The 16,118-nt window shown below is 73.1% G+C and carries 18 protein-coding genes; 11 read left to right on the top strand and 7 right to left on the bottom strand.

Going from position 1 to position 16,118, the window contains the following annotated elements:
• Positions 1-52: 52 nt before the first annotated feature.
• Positions 53-1,327: an NlpC/P60 family protein gene (locus tag A1QA_RS0112010; protein WP_154652400.1), complete on the bottom strand. Its 1,275-nt coding sequence runs from the start codon at positions 1,325-1,327 to the stop codon at positions 53-55.
• Positions 1,328-1,640: 313 nt separating this feature from the next.
• Between A1QA_RS0112010 and A1QA_RS14695 the strand changes: the two genes are divergently transcribed.
• Positions 1,641-2,198, top strand: coding sequence for a hypothetical protein (locus A1QA_RS14695; protein ID WP_017179155.1), 558 nt, complete (start codon positions 1,641-1,643; stop codon positions 2,196-2,198).
• 41 nt (positions 2,199-2,239) lie between these two features.
• On the opposite strand, the gene A1QA_RS16240 is transcribed toward A1QA_RS14695, so the two are convergent.
• From A1QA_RS16240 to A1QA_RS14690, 4 genes are all read right to left on the bottom strand, one after another.
• On the bottom strand, positions 2,240-2,386 hold the full coding sequence (locus A1QA_RS16240; protein WP_017179154.1) for a DUF6290 family protein: 147 nt from the start codon (positions 2,384-2,386) through the stop codon (positions 2,240-2,242).
• A gap of 130 nt (positions 2,387-2,516) precedes the next feature.
• On the bottom strand, positions 2,517-2,591 hold the full coding sequence (locus A1QA_RS16830) for a 50S ribosomal protein bL37 (protein WP_370427841.1): 75 nt from the start codon (positions 2,589-2,591) through the stop codon (positions 2,517-2,519).
• A 161-nt stretch (positions 2,592-2,752) separates the two neighbouring features.
• Positions 2,753-3,166 (bottom strand): mycothiol system anti-sigma-R factor, encoded by a 414-nt coding sequence (rsrA, locus tag A1QA_RS0111995; protein WP_017179153.1) that lies wholly within the window; start codon positions 3,164-3,166, stop codon positions 2,753-2,755.
• Positions 3,166-3,777: a sigma-70 family RNA polymerase sigma factor gene (locus tag A1QA_RS14690; RefSeq protein WP_082181262.1), complete on the bottom strand. Its 612-nt coding sequence runs from the start codon at positions 3,775-3,777 to the stop codon at positions 3,166-3,168. The genes rsrA and A1QA_RS14690 overlap by 1 nt, the downstream gene beginning before the upstream one ends.
• A gap of 664 nt (positions 3,778-4,441) precedes the next feature.
• On the opposite strand from A1QA_RS14690, the gene A1QA_RS15145 reads away from it, so the two are divergent.
• The 8 genes from A1QA_RS15145 to A1QA_RS0111950 all read left to right on the top strand — a co-directional run bounded on the left by A1QA_RS15145 (position 4,442) and on the right by A1QA_RS0111950 (position 12,627).
• Entirely contained in the window at positions 4,442-4,888 is a 447-nt protein-coding gene (locus A1QA_RS15145; RefSeq protein WP_017179151.1) for a PadR family transcriptional regulator, read from the top strand.
• 1 nt (position 4,889) lies between these two features.
• Positions 4,890-5,660, top strand: coding sequence for a DUF5808 domain-containing protein (locus A1QA_RS0111980; protein ID WP_017179150.1), 771 nt, complete (start codon positions 4,890-4,892; stop codon positions 5,658-5,660).
• Complete coding sequence (locus A1QA_RS14680; RefSeq protein WP_017179149.1) at positions 5,657-5,938, top strand: hypothetical protein; 282 nt, start codon at positions 5,657-5,659, stop codon at positions 5,936-5,938. Before A1QA_RS0111980 ends, A1QA_RS14680 begins: the two co-directional genes overlap by 4 nt.
• Positions 5,939-5,945: 7 nt before the next feature.
• Positions 5,946-6,998: an ABC transporter ATP-binding protein gene (locus A1QA_RS14675; RefSeq protein ID WP_017179148.1), complete on the top strand. Its 1,053-nt coding sequence runs from the start codon at positions 5,946-5,948 to the stop codon at positions 6,996-6,998.
• Entirely contained in the window at positions 6,995-7,846 is an 852-nt protein-coding gene (locus tag A1QA_RS0111965) for a hypothetical protein (protein ID WP_017179147.1), read from the top strand. The genes A1QA_RS14675 and A1QA_RS0111965 overlap by 4 nt, the downstream gene beginning before the upstream one ends.
• A 113-nt stretch (positions 7,847-7,959) precedes the next feature.
• Complete coding sequence (locus A1QA_RS0111960) at positions 7,960-8,466, top strand: DoxX family protein (protein ID WP_017179146.1); 507 nt, start codon at positions 7,960-7,962, stop codon at positions 8,464-8,466.
• Positions 8,467-8,555: 89 nt separating this feature from the next.
• Positions 8,556-10,901 carry an NADP-dependent isocitrate dehydrogenase gene (locus A1QA_RS0111955; protein WP_017179145.1) on the top strand — a complete coding sequence of 782 codons (2,346 nt, stop codon included), beginning with the start codon at positions 8,556-8,558 and terminating at the stop codon, positions 10,899-10,901.
• A 124-nt stretch (positions 10,902-11,025) separates the two neighbouring features.
• Entirely contained in the window at positions 11,026-12,627 is a 1,602-nt protein-coding gene (locus A1QA_RS0111950; RefSeq protein ID WP_017179144.1) for an OmpA family protein, read from the top strand.
• Between the two features lie 44 nt (positions 12,628-12,671).
• Here the strand turns inward: A1QA_RS0111950 and A1QA_RS0111945 are convergent, their stop codons facing one another.
• Complete coding sequence (locus A1QA_RS0111945) at positions 12,672-13,100, bottom strand: type II toxin-antitoxin system VapC family toxin (protein WP_017179143.1); 429 nt, start codon at positions 13,098-13,100, stop codon at positions 12,672-12,674.
• Positions 13,097-13,351, bottom strand: a complete 255-nt coding sequence (locus tag A1QA_RS0111940) for a type II toxin-antitoxin system prevent-host-death family antitoxin (protein WP_017179142.1) — start codon at positions 13,349-13,351, stop codon at positions 13,097-13,099. Before A1QA_RS0111940 ends, A1QA_RS0111945 begins: the two co-directional genes overlap by 4 nt.
• Before the next feature lie 126 nt (positions 13,352-13,477).
• Here A1QA_RS0111940 and aroA point away from each other — a divergent pair, with 126 nt between their 5' ends.
• The gene (gene aroA / locus A1QA_RS0111935) at positions 13,478-14,935 is read left to right on the top strand and encodes a 3-phosphoshikimate 1-carboxyvinyltransferase (protein ID WP_017179141.1); all 1,458 of its coding nucleotides are present in this window, start codon (positions 13,478-13,480) and stop codon (positions 14,933-14,935) included.
• Positions 14,935-16,074, top strand: a complete 1,140-nt coding sequence (gene rsgA / locus A1QA_RS0111930; RefSeq protein ID WP_017179140.1) for a ribosome small subunit-dependent GTPase A — start codon at positions 14,935-14,937, stop codon at positions 16,072-16,074. Before aroA ends, rsgA begins: the two co-directional genes overlap by 1 nt.
• Positions 16,075-16,118: the final 44 nt, after the last annotated feature.

Raw genomic sequence — 16,118 nt, 5'->3', positions numbered from 1 at the left:
CTCTCAGTGAGGGCGCCGCTGATCGTGGTCGCCCTTGGCGCGTGGCCGCTTCTCAGCTCGCGCGCTGGGAGCGGCGCCGGAAGAGCACGAGCAGCACCGCGCCAGCGGAGAGCAGCACGAGGCCGGCGATCAGCGCGTGGCCCGAGATACCGGTGCTCGCGAGCAGGCCGCGGTCCTTATTCGGGTCAGCCGCGCTGGCCTTCTCGTTGGCCTCCGGGGAGGGTTGGGGGGTCGTGCCCTCGGCCGAGGGGGCGCCGGCGCCGACCGCCGTGGGCGCGGCTGTGGCGGCGACCGTCGCCTCGGACGCGGAAGGAGCCTCGCCGTTGCCGGACGACGCCTCCGGGGAGGCTGGGGCCGGCTGCGCGGCAGTGCTGCTCGAGCCGCCGGAGGCCTTCCCCGACGGAGCGCCGGAGTAGGAGGGCCGGGCGACCAGGGTGATGTCGTCGCGCAGGGAGCCGGACAGGGAGTCGATGGTGACGCCCTTGCCCGGGCCCGTGGCCTGCATGACCTTGCCGTCACCGATGTAGATGGCGGTGTGGTAGACGTTCGCGAAGTAGGTGGGGATCTGGCCGCTGCGGACCCGGCTGTTGTTGCCCTCGGGGTTCTGCTGGGAGAAGAAGAGGATGTCGCCGGGCTGGTAATCGCCGGTCGTGTCCAGCCACATGTCCCCATGGGCGTAGAACCAGGAGGCGAGGTGGTTGGCCTGCCAGAGCTCCGAGCCCTCGGCGCGCTGGCCGAAGTCGACGGTGTAGCCGACCGGGGTGTTCTTGTCCGCCACGTACGTGCTGTGGTTGTAGTCCAGGCCCACCAGGACCATGCCGACGAAGTTGGCGCAGGTCACCGCGTAGGGGGCGCTGGTGAGCTGATGGACCGGCTTCGGCCCGCTCAGGGGCGTGGGGCGCGAGGCGTCCCAGGTGATGCTGTTGCCGGCGTCGACGAAGGTCTGGGCGCGGGCGACAGCGTCGCTCGTCGCCGCGGCGTTGGGGGTGGTCGCAGGCTGGGTCCTCAGCCCCTCTGGGACGGCGTACATGCCATCCTCGAGCGGCACCGCCATGCGGCCGAGGTCGCCGTCAGGCAGGCTGGCGACGATGGAGTAGGTCATGGACATGCCATCACCCGCCTTGCGATCGGCCGTCGTCGTCACCTGGCCGGGCAGGTCGCGCCCGTTGGAGCGCATGAGCTCGTAGGTGGCGACGTAGCCGTCACCGTTCTTGTCGGCCGCGGTGGGCGCCGCGTGTGCGGGCGCGGCCTGCGCGCCGACCGCGGCCAGCGCGGCCGCGGCGACCACGGAGAGGGCGCATGAGCGTGTTCTTCGCAAGGTTGGCATAGCGGAACCTATTCAGGGTTGGATGCGCACCGACTCCCCAGCGGGGAGCGCTCCTCGGCCCCAGCGGATGGCTGGCCGGTGCGCGTTGTGGCAGGGCGTGAGACGGCGCATCAACTCGCCTGGACATCCTTGACCCTACCGGTTCGTGACCTTCTCGTAACCGTCTCCCCCGCACGGCGTTCGCCACATTTGCTCCGCCGCGCGCTTATCGGGCCTCGTGCAGCGCCTCGGGGCGGTGGCGCTGGCGGAGCCACTGACAGGCACTGCTGCGAGGAGCCTTGACACACGCCTCGCCTGCCTCAAGACTGGACGAATGCCGACCCGTGACCGGCTCAGCCAGCCTCCGCCCCGGTGGGCGCGCCTCGCCTGCTGGCTGTGCTTCCTGTGCCCACTGCCGTCGGCGCTCTGGCGCGTCGCCATGCTGCTCGGCGCCGACACGGGCTTCCGGCTCGCCCACATCTACCGGGAGAGCGCCGACGGCACCGCCTACGTGCTGAGCCTTGAGGCTGTGCAGATCGGGGCGGCCGCCGTGTGCCTGTGCCTCTGCGGCTCCTGGAGCGAGCGCCTGCCGCGCTGGCTGCCCTGGATCGGCGGCAGGGCGATTCCCCGATGGCTGCCCATCGTGGTCGGGGGCGCCGGTGATGCCCTGCTCTACGCCATCATCTACGGGGTGACCGCCCTCTTTACCCTGCGGTGGTTGGGACTGGCTGAGGGCTTCACTCCCACGCCGGGGATGAGCCTCATCCAGGTCCTCGTCCTCGCGCTCGCCTACGCGCCCATGCTGGTCTGGCCGCCTGCGCTCACCGTGGCGCTCGTGGGCTATTGGAGACGGACCGAGCCGGGGCCGTCGGCGGTACCGACCGCGGTCTGAGAGCGCCGGATGCGGGGGCTGGGCGGACAAGCGCCGGAGGCTCATGCGTACTTGCGCGCCATCGCATCCGAGGTCACCGTCACAGGATCGGCGTCATACTCCGCTCGCGCCTCCTGCCATGCCTTGAGATCAACCTCATCCTCGATACGCTCCTCAAGCCCATCGGGATCCTTCTTGGGCACGGGCATGCCCCTATCCTTCCGTGGAATCCGAGCCACCACAACACCGAGATCACCCACCTCCACCGCAGCGCGACGGCGGCCGATCACCGATGTGACCGACCGCCGTCGTCGAATGCTCTGGGCGATGCCGCCCGGCTCAGGCGTTGGGGCGCTTGCCGTGGTTCGCCCCGCCCTTGGCCCGGGCCCTGCGCTTGCGACCGCGCTTGCTCATGGTTGCCTCCTCGTGTCAGATCTGCCCCACGAGGGGGCAAGGAACGTGGGTCATCTTCCCACACCGCGCCGAGGGCCCGCTAATCGGGGGCGATCCCGACGGCGTGCGCCTGGACACAGCCCTGGCCCGGCCCTGAGGTCCGGGCCCTGCGGGAAGGCGGCTCAGTCCCGCTCGACGCGCAGCGAGCTCGTCCGGGTGACGGTCACCTGGGCGCCGTCGCTGGACACGGTGGTGGACGTCGTCCGGGAGACGGAGGTGACGGTGACCGTCCCGCGCAGAACGGCGAGGCGCCCGAGGACACGGGCACGGAGCTCGGGGGGCGCCTGCTCGGCGCAGCGCGAGCGGATGATGGCGCGCAGGTGCTGCTCGGCGTCGGCGATCTGGGCGCAGTGCTCGCATTCGGCCACGTGCCGCGCCAGGCGCTCAGCGACGGACTGCTCGCACTCGTGGTCGAGGAAGGCCTGGAGGTGGGCGATCATCTCCTCGCAGGAGGTACAGCCGCCCTCCGGGGAGGAGGAGGCCTGGGGCTCGCTCGCCCGCGTGCCGCGCGCGGCGGTGGTGTCGGGGGTGCTCATCACTCGCCCTCCTCATCGTCGGCAGAGCCGGCGGGGAGGTAGCCGAGCTGGCGGGCGTGGTCGGCCAGAAGCTCGCGCAGCTGGCGGCGCCCGCGGTGCAGGCGGGACATGACCGTGCCGATCGGGGTGCCCATGATCTCGGCGATCTCCTTGTAGGCGAAGCCCTCGACGTCGGCGAGGTAGACGGCCAGGCGCCTCTCCTCGGTCAGCTCGTTGAAGGCGGCCTTGATCTCGTCGTCGGGGAGCTCGTCGAGCGCGAGGGACTCGGCGCTGGGCAGCCCGACGGAGTCATGGGAGGCGGCGCGGTGGAGCTGCCAGTCCTCGACGGCGTCGGCGTCGGACTGCAGGGGCTCGCGCTGCTTCTTGCGGTAGGAGTTGATGAAGGTGTTGGTCAGGATCCGGTAGAGCCAGGCCTTGAGGTTGGTGCCGGGGCGGTACTGGTGGAAGGAGGCGAAGGCCTTGGCGTAGGCGTCCTGGACGAGGTCCTCGGCGTCGGAGCGGTTGCGCGTCATGCGCAGGGCGGCGCCGTAGAGCTGGTCGAGGTAGGGCAGGGCCTCGGCCTCGAAGCGGGCTGCGCGGGCCTCGGCGTCCTCATCGGCGGGGGCGCGCATGGGGTCGTCGCCGTAGTCCTCGATCTCCTGGATCTCCTGGGAGGTATCGAGAACGGCGTCCGCGGGGCCGACGGTGTCCGCGGGAGTCGGCGCCGAGGAGGGCTCGCCGATGGGGCGGCCCTCGTGGTCGATCGTGCTCACGGGGCGCTCGCCGCTCTGGTTCTGCTGCTGGGTCATCACCGGCGAGCCTAGCGCGATGCGCCGGGCCGCGCGGGATGGCCGGCGCGGGCCGCCCGTGAGGGCATCGAGGACGGGGGTCATCAGGGCCACAGGGCTGGGGCGCGTGGCCGTCTCGGTCATCACAGTCATCGCTCCCTCCAACGACGACGGCGCCCCGCTTGTTCCCGCGCTCAGCGACCAGCGCTCCCGTCCGCGGCAGCCTCGTTTTGCGCCCTCACCCCCGCGTTGCCGTCTCGGCCCGCCCCCGCTCCCTCACCCCCGTGTTGCGCCCTCATCCTCGCAGCTTGAGGGCGCAAGGGCGGGGCGAGACGGTTTCTGCGGGCCCAGGGCGCGAGGGCCGGCCATGGGCACGGGGTGTGGAGCCGGCGCAGGACCGGACACCAGCCCGCGCTCGCCCACACCGAGCTGTTGACACCAGGTACCTTGTGTTGCAAGATAGATGGTGAGACAAGGAAGTTGCGAGCACACGAGAGGCGGGGACGCCATGGCCAAGGCGGCGAAGGCAGCGAAAGCGGCCAAGACGACAAAGCCGGCCAGCGCCGCCGCCCCGTCAGCGGGCGGCACCGCTGAGCCGCAACTGCGCAAAGGAGCCCTCGAGCTCGCCGTCCTGGCGCTCGTCGAGCGCGCCGAGCCCGACGGCATCTATGCCGGCGCCCTCGTCGAGGAGCTCGCCGCCTTGCCCACCCTCGCCGCCCCCCAGGGCACCGTCTACCCGCTCCTGTCCCGCCTGCGCGCCGCCGGAGTCGTGGAGACCACCTGGCAGGAGTCGCCCAGCGGGCCGCCCCGGCGCTACTACCTGCTCACCGAGGCCGGCCGCGAGCGCCTGGCCGCCCAGCGCCGGGTCTGGCTGGCTCTGAGCAGGGACATGGCCACCATCCTGGGCGGCCCAGCATCAACCACCAGAGCACGCGACATGAGGACGGAGAACTGAGATGAGCACGGATAAGACCAGCAGCCCCGCGGACAGCGCTGCGGACGCTCTGGAGCCCACGCCGTTCGTGGAGCCCACCGTGTGGGAGGAGGCCGCCTGGGACGCGGGCGAGTACCCCGCGGTCCACCGCGTCCTCGGTGTCCCCGTCTCCCTCGATCCACGAGGCCTGCGCGAGCGCTCCGCCCGCCACTACTCCCCCACCGATCCCATTCTCGTGCCACGCGCCTGGGGCATCGGCTGGGACGTCAACCTCGGGGCTCTGGCCGTGCGCGCGGGCTGGGCCCACCCGGATGACCTGGGTGACGACCTCCGCCTGGGGCCCGTGGGCATGGCGGCGCTCAGCCTGGCGCCAGCGGCGCTCGCCGTGGGCGCGGCCGCCAGCGCGGCCGTCGGCAGCCGGTGCGCCCCGGTAGCGGCGCGCGCGGCAGCGCCCAACAGGGGCGTCACGAGCACCCTGCCCACAGTGCCCACAGCGCTCACCTCAACAGTGCCCGCCGCGCTCGTCTCCACCGCGCTCGGCGCCGTCGACCTCGCGCAGGGCGCTCCCCTCCCCCAACGACTCGGGCACGCCGCCACCTCCCTCATGCTCACAGGCGCCGGGATCGCCGGCGCGCTCCAGGCGCGGGGACAGGCCTGCCGCGCCCAGCAGGCCGCGGTCGTGGCCGGGGCCGCCGCCGTCGCGACCGGCCTCGCCGTCGCCGCGACGCGGTCCGCGATCCACCGCGCCATGAGAACCACCACCCCCATCACAAGCAGCGAGGAGCAGTCATGAGCAGCACCACCATCGCCGCGCTGGCCGTCGCGGCGACGATCCAGATCATCCTTCTCCTCGTCGCGCTGCGGCTCTGGTTGACAACCCCTGAGGACCGCTTCACCCTGGGCCGCTGGCAGTGGCTGGCGATCATCGTGTGCCTGTCGATGGTGGGGCCGATCGCCTTCCTCGTGGCGGGCCGGGCGCCCGCCCCCGTCGTCGAGGCGCCCCGGGCGGAGCGGTCTCGGGGCTCCGTCGAAGACGCCGTGGCCGACATCTACGGGCCAGGCCCGAGGTGAGGCCCCGATGAGCGATCCCACCCCCGCGGACGGCGCGGCGGCCCCCGCGCCCGACGGCGCCCCAGCACTGCGCCTGAGCGGCCTGACCAAGCGCTACGGGGAGCGCGCCGTCGTCGATGACCTCGACCTCGCCGTCCCCGAGGGATCGATCTTCGGCTTCCTCGGCCGCAACGGGGCGGGAAAGACCACGACGATCCGCATGGTGCTCGGGCTCAGCGCGCCCACGTCCGGCGCCATGAGCGTCCTGGGGCAGGACGCCTCCCGGGCGCTCGCCGCCGGGACCATCGGCTACCTGCCCGACGTCCCCGGATTCCACGGATGGATGCGGGCCGACGAGGTGCTCGACCACGCCGGGAGGCTCGCCGGCTTGGAGGCCGCCCTGCGACGCCGTCGCGCGCGCAGCCTGCTCGCCCTTGCCGGTCTCGAGGGCGTCACGCAGCCCACCCGCGCCTACTCGCGCGGCATGCGCCAGCGCCTCGGCCTCGCGCGGACCCTCATCAGCGCGCCGCGCCTCCTCATCATGGACGAGCCCACCTCCGCGCTCGACCCCGTCGGCCGCCGGGAGCTGCTCGACCTCATCGCCTCCCTGCGCGGGCGCACCACGGTCCTGCTCTCCACGCACCTGCTCGACGACGCCGAGCGCGTCTGCGATCGCGTCGCCATCATCGACGCCGGCCGCCTCATCACCGCCGGGAGGACCGAGGAGCTGACCGCCGGGACGCGGGCGACGAGCATCGAGCTGCGCACGGCCCGCGACGCCGTCCCCGTGGCCGAGGTCCTGCGCCGCCAGGAGTGGGTGGCGGGCGTGGAGATCGGCGCGGAGGACCCGCAGCGCGTCTCGGTGCGCACGGCCGCCCCGGAGACGGCGCACCTGCGTCTCCCCGGCCTGCTGGCCGAGGCCGGTTGCGGCCTGGTCTCCATGGACGCCACCCGTCACGGGCTGGAGGAGGCCTTCCTGCGGGCCGTCGGCGAGGCGGGCGACGGCGCCCGCTCCCAGGCGGGAGGAAGGCACGCCGCCGCGGCGCCACAGGACGGCAAGGGTGAGGGAGGCCCACGATGAGCGCGATCACTGGACGTGGCGCGGGAGCAGTCCTCGAGACCATGCGCGTCGAGCTGCGCGGGACGCTGCGCACCTGGCGGGGCCCGGTCCTGGCGGCCGCCGCTGTGCTCACCGGCGTCGGATCCCCGCTCCTGGCCCATGTCATGCCGGAGATGCTGGCCTCCACCCTCGGCGAGGCGGCCGCTGGCGCCATCGCGGAGCCGACCGTGGGGGACGCCTGGTCGCAGTGGGTGAAGAACGCCTCCTCCCTGCTGCTCATCGTGCTCGTGGTCATCGCCGCCGCCTCGATCGCGGGTGAGCGCTCCGAGGGGATCACCGGCGCTGAGCTGGCCGGGCGCGGGGCGCGCGGCCGGGGCCTCCACGTGGTGGGCAAGGCCCTCTGGCTCCTCGCGCTCACGACTGTGGCCACCGTGTTCTCCGCCCTCGCGTGCCTGGCGACGACGCCGGTCCTCTTCGGCGGCAGCGCCACCTGGGGCGCGGGCGGGGCCGGGGCGGCCGACGGCGCGCTGGCGGCGGGGCTGTGGGCCCTGGGGGCGCTGACGATCCTGGGGATCACCCTGCTCGTCTCCGCCGCCTCACGATCCACGGTCCTGCCCGCCGCGGTCGGGATCGTCCTGTCCCTGCTGGGGCCGACGCTCGCCCTGTGGCAGCCGGTGGCCGACTGGACCCCGCTGGGCCTGGGGGCGGCGGCCTCCGACGTCGCCGCTGCGGCCGCGGGCTCCACTGGCCCGGCCGCAGCCGCCGACGCGCTCGATCACCTCACCGCGGCGCCCCTCCTGGCGGGGATCGCCGTGCCCGTGGCGCTCGCGGCCGGGGCCGTCGTCGCCCTGCGCCGGGCTGAGCTCTGAGATGCCTTGAGATGCTCTGAGCGCCCCAGGGAGCCGGGGCCGTGGCGCGAGGGGCGCGGACTCGCGGGGGCCTGGGCCTGGCCCGGGGCGCGATGGTGGGCCAGGATAGGGGCATGGATCTTCTGCGCGCCGTTGCCCGTCCTCTGCTCGCCGCGAGCTTCGTCGTCGATGGCATCGACGCGATCGCCCGCCCCAAGCGCCACGTCGAGAAGATGAGGAAGGTGACGCCCACCCTGGAGCGCGTGGGCGTGCCCCCGGTCATGGACTCCGACGCCGCCCTGGCCACCCGCGCGCTCGGCGCGGTGAGCGTGGCAGCGGGCGTGGGGCTGGCCACCGGCCGCGCACCGCGCACGAGCGCCGCCGTGCTGGCCGCGATCAACGTGCCGCTCGCCGTCGTCAACCACCCGGTGTGGGCCGTCAAGGGCAAGGAGGCCCGCCTCGACGCGTTCTCCGGGCTCCTGCGCCGGGGAGCCCTGGGCGCGGGACTCCTGCTCGCCTCCGTGGACCGCGCCGGCCGCCCCTCGCTGGCGTGGCGCGCCGCGAACAAGCGGGAGCACCGCAAGGCGATCCAGGCTGCCAAGGACGCCGTGCGCCAGCGCTACGAGGGCGCCTCCGCCTGACCCCGCCCGCGGGCCCCGTGGGCTCGCCCCGCCCGTTTCCCACCGCGCTTCCACCGCGCGCCGACGCATCGAACCGAGGAGCCGATTCCGTGTCCGATTCCGTGACCGATCACCAGACCACCGCCGCCACGCCGGGAGCCGACGAGCCGGACATCGTCTGGACCCGCACCGATGAGGCCCCCATGCTGGCCTCCGCCTCCTTCCTGCCGATCGTGGAGGCCTATACGCGGGCGGCGGGGGTGAGTGTCGGCGTCGCCGATATCTCCCTGGCGGGACGCATCCTGGCGGCCTTCGGCCTGGCCGACGACGGCCTGGCCCACCTGGGGGATCTCACCTCCTCCCCGAGCGCGACGATCATCAAGCTCCCCAACATCTCCGCCTCCCTGCCCCAGCTCAAGGCCGCGATCGCCGAGCTGCGCGAGCAGGGATTCGACATCCCCGAGTACCCGGATGCCCCGGCCTCCCCGCTTCAGGAGGAGGTCCGAGCCGCCTACGACGCGATCAAGGGCAGCGCCGTCAACCCCGTCCTGCGCCAGGGCAACTCCGACCGGCGCGCCCCCGCCTCCGTCAAGGCCTACGCGCGCTCCCACCCGCACTCCATGGGCGAGTGGTCCCCCGAGTCGCGCACCCGCGTGGCCACGATGGAGGAGGGGGATTTCAAGCACAACGAGCGCAGCGTCGTCGTGAGCGAGGACGGCGCCCTGGAGGTCCGGTTCGTGCCCGCGGGCGGCGGCGAGCCCCGCGTCCTGCGCGACCACCTGCCCGTCACCGCGGGAGAGGTCGTGGACGCCACGCGCATGAGCGCCACCGCCCTCGACTCCTTCCTGGCCGCGCAGGTGGCCGCCGCCAAGGAGGAGGACCTGCTGCTGTCGGTCCACCTCAAGGCCACGATGATGAAGGTCTCCGACCCGGTCATCTTCGGGCACGCCGTCGCCGCCGTCATCCCGACCACGCTGGCCGAGCACGGGGACGCGCTCGCCGCCGCCGGGCTGCGGGTGGAGGACGGGCTCGCCTCGATCCTGGCCGGACTGGACGGCCTGGAGGGCGGCGCGGCGATCCACGAGTCGATCACCGCCGAACTGGCCAACGGCCCCGCGATCTCCATGGTGGACTCGGACAGGGGCATCACCAACCTGCATGTGCCCTCCGATGTCATCATCGACGCCTCCATGCCGGCGATGATCCGCCGCGGGGGCACCCTGTGGGACGCCGACGGCGAGCTGCGCGACACCCTCGCCGTCATCCCCGACTCCTCCTACGCGGGCGTGTACGAGGCCGTCATCGAGGATTGCAAGGCCAACGGCGCGCTCGACCCCACCACCATGGGCACGGTCCCGAACGTGGGGCTCATGGCCCGCAAGGCCGAGGAGTACGGCAGCCACGACAAGACCTTCATCATGGACGCCGCGGGCACCGTGGAGGTCGTCGCGATCGAGGGGGCTGGGGTGGAGCCCGGCACCGTGCTGCTCTCCCACGAGGTGGAGGCCGGGGATATCTGGCGCGCCTGCGCCACGCAGGACGACCCGATCCGCGACTGGGTGCGCCTGGCGATCGCCCGCGCCCGCGCCACCGGGGCGCCCGCCGTGTTCTGGCTCGACCCTGAGCGCGCCCACGACGCTGAGCTCATCACCCTGGTCACGCGCTACCTCGCCGAGGAGGGCGTGAGCCTCACCGCCGACGGCGAGGACGAGCCCGACTCCCCCACCGACAGCGAGGACGAGGCCTCGGAGGAGTCGGCGGAGGGCGACGGGCCCGAGATCCGCATCCTCGATCCCGTAGCGGCCACCCGCCTGTCCCTGGAGCGGGCCCGGCGGGGCGAGGACACGATCTCGGTGACCGGCAACGTCCTGCGCGACTACAACACGGATCTCTTCCCGATCCTGGAGCTTGGCACGAGCGCCAAGATGCTCTCCGTGGTGCCGCTGATGAGCGGCGGCGGCCTGTATGAGACGGGCGCGGGCGGCTCGGCCCCCAAGCACGTGGCGCAGCTGCTGGCGGAGAACCACCTGCGCTGGGACTCCCTGGGCGAGTACCTGGCCCTGGCCGAGGCCCTGCGTCATGTGGCGCAGTGCAACGACAAGCCGTCGGCCGCGATCCTCGCCGATGCTCTCGACGCCGGGACCACCGCGTTCCTGGAGGCGGACCACTCACCCGGGCGCGCCTGCGGGCAGATCGACAACCGCGGTTCGGCGGCCTGGCTCGCCCTGGAGTGGGCGCGCGCCCTGGCCGCGCAGTCCGAGGACTCCGAGCTGGCCAGCACCTTCAAGCCCGTCGCTGAGGAACTCGACGCCGTCATGTCCACCATCCAGGAGGAGATGCTCACTGTCCAGGGAAGCGCCGCCGACATTGGCGGCTACTACCACCCGGACAAGGACCTGACGGCCGAGGTCATGCGCCCCAGCGCCGCCCTCAACGCCGTCATCGACGGGATCTGAGACTCCACGGGGACGCGTCCCCATGCGCAGCGCGCGCGAAGGGCCTTGTCAGAGGGGTTTCCGCCGTTAGGGTGGAAGCAATGCACGGGCCACGCGCCCTCCCCATCCTCACCTGGAGGCTCCCATGCTTCCCTCCCGCCGCTCCGTCCTCCTCGCCCCCGCGATCGCCGCCCTGGCCGGCGCCGCCGCCTGCTCGTCCAAGGACGGAGGTGGCGAGGGCGCTGCCAGCCCCACCAGCAGCGTCCCGTCCGCGCAGCCCTCGGCGACGTCCTCCATCGCGGCCGTGGACGGCGTCGTCTCCTGGACCACCGGCTTCTGGGACGACGAGCTGAAAGTGGAGATCGGCCCGGCGATCCGGGGCGCCTCCAACACGGTGCTGCCGGTGCGGGTGACCAAGACCGATGGCGGCAAGCTGTCGCTGACCACCAGCCCGCTCGGCGTCGAGCCCTTCGAATCGACAACGATGCTGGGCGCCCGGCTCATCGACGCCGCCGCGGGCATGGTCTACCCCGAGCTCGACACCTCTTCTCCCAAGCAGTACGGCGAGGAGCTGACCATGAGCCCCGTCTTCGCGCCGCTCCCGGAGTCGGCCACCGAGATCGCCGTCCTCATCAACAACCTCGGCGTCGCCCCAAGGGTTCCCGTGGTGGCCGAGGGGGACCCGCTCGCCAAGGGCGTCACCGTGGACTCGGTGGTCTCGGCAGCGACAATGGACACCTCCCTGGCAGGGCCCTATCAACTCGGATGGCTCACCGCCGCGGCGGATGGCTCCTCCGACACCACGACGACCGACACGACCGTCACCGCGACCATCGCGGGGGACGTCACCTTCGAGAGCGACTCGGCGGCCCTCAGCGCCCAGGCGGATAGCGTCCTGGCCACCGCCGTCAGTCAGCTGGCGCAGTACCCCTCCGGCGGGAGCCTCACGATCGTGGGCCACACCGACGACGTCGCCGATGACGCCCACAACCAGGCTCTTTCCGAGCAGCGCGCCCAGGCGGTCTCCGACCGCCTCGCCCAGCTCACCGACATGAAGCCCTGGAGAGTCTCGGTCAGCGGCAAGGGGGAGAAGGAGCCCCGCGTCAACGACACCACGGATGAGGCCCGGGCGGCCAACCGGCGCGTCGAGCTCACTGCGACGCCGGCGAAGCCCGACGAGGCCAGTGCCTCGACCGCGTCGGCCACGCCCTCCGCGTCCGCCGCGGCGTCGAGCGCCCTCCCCACCCCGGCGGGCCCCGCGGGCACCGGCGCCGACGGCGTCGACGTGGCGGACACGGGAGAGAAGGACACCACCCTCCACCTCTCCCTCGATCAAGTGGTCCGCAGCGGGGGCTTCCTCTTCGGCAACGTCAAGGTGACGTACTCCGAGACGAGCCCGGGCGCCACCGGCGGATTCGTCGCCCCATCCGAGCAGCGCTTCGGAGTCCCTTACCCGGCCCTCGCCCGTTGGACCAGCGAGTGGTCGAACGCTGGCGTGGTCGGGATGACCCTGCTGGCGGGCACGACCCGCCTCTACCCAGTGGACTTCGACGGCAACGGGGATGGCAAGCCGGCGATGGTCACGGGACTCACGAGCACCGCCAAGTTCGGGGCCACGATGACCATGCCGGTCGTCTGGGCGGACGCTGGCCAGGACACGGTCACCCTGGACATCCCCGGCGGGAAGTACCACGGCAATCCGCTCCTAGCGGCCCGTCTCACCGACATCCCCGTCATGGCCGCCTGAGCGCGCTGATCGCCGCTCCACGGCTCGCGCTCCACTCCTCCCGATCAGGCGCGCTCCCCGTCCCAGGGATTGAAGAGTTCGACTCCTGTGGGGGCGAAGCCGGAGATGTTCCTCGTGACCACCACCAGGTCATGCTCCAGGGCTGTGGCCGCTATCCACGCGTCCCGGTCCGGGCGAGAGTCGGGGACATGCAGCTCGACGCATCGCCGCGCCACTGCGGGAGTGATGGGCAGCGTCCGCTCGGCGAAGCCGTCAAAGATCGCCCGCTCGTACCAGTCCCGCAACCGGGCGCCCTGGGCGGGATCCTTGCGCGACAGCCGGGCGACGCCGAGCCCGACCTCCAGCACAGTGATGACGCTCAGCGCCATGTCCTGCTCATCCTGGGACGAGGCCCAGGCGAGAACCCCGGGATCAATCCGCCCGGGCGCTTTCCTCAACTCGCTGATGACATTGGTGTCGAGCAAGTACCTCACAGGTCCGCCGCCCTCGGAAGAGCGCCGGGGTTCACCGGGCCGAACTCGATATCGATCTCCCCGCCGCCGTCATCCATCCGGAGAGCCTCGGCCAGCGACCTTTTCGGCCGCAGCGCGCGGTAGTCATCGATGGACATGAGGACGAACGACGGCCGCCCCCGGTCGGTGATGATCACCGGCCCACGGGCAGCGGCGCGCTTGGCCGCGCTCACGTCCTGGTTGAGCGCCCGCGCCGTCATCGTGCTCTGCACGTCGACCCCTCCTCAATGTAGGTACGTGCCTACAAGTGTAGGCGGGTCCCGCGAGTGACGCCAGGTCCCGCTGTCGCCGCGCCATCGTCCCGAAAGGAGCCGCTGAGGCGCCGTAGAGTCTGCCCCGTGCATGACGAGCTGACCGACGCCCCTGCCTGGGACGCGCCGCGCGCCACGGGGCCGCTCGACGCCGTCGTCGAACTGCCGGGATCGAAGTCCCTCACCGCGCGGGCCCTCGTGCTCGCCGCCATCGCCGCCGGGCCGAGCACGCTCACCGGAGTGCTGCGCTCGCGCGACACCGAGCTCATGATCGCGGCCCTCACCACCCTTGGCGCGCGCATCGTGGAGGACGGCTCCCCCACACGCCTGCGCGTCACCCCCGCAGCGCTCCCCTTCCCCGTCAGCCAGGCAGCGGGCCGGGCAGGTGGGGCCGACGGGGACGGCGCCCCCGCGCGCATCGACTGCGGCCTGGCGGGCACCGTCATGCGCTTCATCCCGCCGCTGGCCGCGCTCGCGGACGCCCCCGTCCTCCTCGACGGCGACGAGGCCGCCCGCGCCCGTCCGCTCGGCCCCCTGCTCGACGCCGTCGCCTCCCTCGGGGCGCGCGTCGACTACCAGGGGGAGCCCGGTTTCCTGCCCGTCCTCATCACCCCCGGCGCGCTGGGCATCGCGGCGCGGGACACCGGGGCGGAGGGCGCGGGGACAGGGCCGCGGCCGATCGCCGTCGACTCCTCGGCGTCCTCCCAGTTCCTCTCCGCGCTCCTGCTCACCGCGCCCCTCCTGCCGGGCGGCGCGCGGATCACCCCCACGGGGCCCGTGCCGTCCCTGCCGCATGTGGCGATGACCCTGGCCTCGCTGCGGGAGCGGGGCGTGGACGTCGAGGAGCCCGTGCCGGGGCAGCCCGAGGGCGAGCGCGCCTGGACGGTGGCGCCCGGCAGGCCCACGGGCGGGGAGGTCGCCATTGAGCCGGATCTGTCCAACGCCGGCCCCTTCCTCGCCGCCGCTCTCGTGGCCGGCGGGCGCGTGCGCGTCCCCAACTGGCCCGCCTCCACGACGCAGGCCGGGGACGCCTGGCGCGAGCTCCTGCCGAGGCTCGGCGGTGCCACGCGGTTCATCGACGCCCCCGATGGCTCCCTCACCCTCGAGGCCACCGGCACCGGGAGGCTGGCGGGTATCGACGCCGATCTCTCCGCCGTCGGCGAGCTCGCGCCCACCGTCGCCGCCCTCGCCATCCTCGCCTCCGCGCAAGGAGGCGCGTCGCGCCTGCGCGGCATCGCCCATCTGCGAGGGCATGAGACGAACCGGCTCGCCGCGATCGTCTCCGAGGCCCAGCGGCTCGGCGCCTCGGCCCGCGAGACGGCCGACGGCATCGAGATCGACGCCCTGGCCGGGCCGTCCCCGCTGCGCCCCGCGCTGCTTCGCTCCTACGCGGACCACCGCATGGCGACCCTCGCCGCGATCATCGGGCTGGCCGTCCCCGGAACCCGGCTCGACGACGTCGCCTGCACCTCCAAGACCCTGCCGGGCTTCATCGGCCTGTGGGAGCGCATGCTCGCCAGCGCGCCAGATGAGGAGGCGCGCTGATGGCCCGCCGCGATATCGGCACCGATGACCCCCGCGTGCGCGTGCGCCCGGGCAGGGGCTCGCGGCCGCGCACCAAGCAGCGCCCCGCGCACGCCGACGCCGCCGAGGGCATGGTCACCCGCATCGACCGCGGCCACTACCGCATCCGCCTGGCCGACCCCTCCCCCACACTCGACGGCACCGGGGACATCACCGCGATGAAGGCCCGTGAGCTCGGGAGGGGCAAGATCGTCGTCGGGGACCGGGTGTCCGTCGTCGGGGACCTCAGCGGCCGGGACGGCTCTCTCGCCCGCCTCGTGCGCATCGAGGAGCGCGCCTCCCTCCTGCGCCGCAGCGCCGAGGACGGCGACGCCGCCGGGACGGAGCGGCCGGTCGTCGCCAACGCGGACCTGCTCGTCATCGTCACCGCCGTGGCCGACCCCGAGCCGCGCCCGCGCATGATCGACCGCTACCTCGTGGCCGCCTACGACGCCGCCATGGAGCCCCTCCTCGTCCTCACCAAATCGGATCTGGCCGACGCCGGGGCGCTCTTGGCTCTCTATGAGCCCCTCGGCGTGCGCTCCCTGCCCACCCGCCTCGACCCCGCCTCACGGGCGGAGGCCTCCCGGGCCGGGGAGGGGGCCGACGCCGTCCGCGAGGCGATCGCGGGGAGGACCGCCGTGTTCGTGGGCCACTCGGGGGTCGGCAAGTCCACGCTCATCAACGCGCTCGTGCCCGGCGCGGATCGCGTCACCGGGCAGGTCAACGAGGTCACCGGACGGGGGCGGCACACCTCCACGAGCCTGCAGGCCCTCGAGCTGCCCGGCGGGGGCTGGGTGATCGACACCCCCGGGGTGCGATCCTTCGGGGTCTCGCATGTCTCCAGCGCCGACGTGCTGCGGGGCTTCCCGGACCTGGCCGCCGTGGCGGAGGACTGCCCCCGTGGCTGCACCCACGAGGCCGGCGTCATCGACTGCGCGCTGGACGACTGGGCCGCCGGGCGCGAGCCCTGGGAGGCCGACGGCGCGAGCCCGGGAAGACGCGAGAGCACGGGGAGAGAGGCAGAAATGGAGGCGCGCGCCGCGCGGGTCGATTCCTTCCGCCGCCTCCTCGCCCCCTCTCTGGAGGCCGAGGACCCCACGAAGCCGGCATTGAGATAGCCCGATTCGCCCAGTTCCTCTGGCGCGAGGAGGTGTCACTACTC

It is taken from the genome of Actinomyces timonensis DSM 23838, from assembly GCF_000295095.1.
GTDB lineage: Bacteria > Actinomycetota > Actinomycetes > Actinomycetales > Actinomycetaceae > Actinomyces > Actinomyces timonensis.
This window is presented reverse-complemented; position numbering and strand designations above follow the sequence as displayed.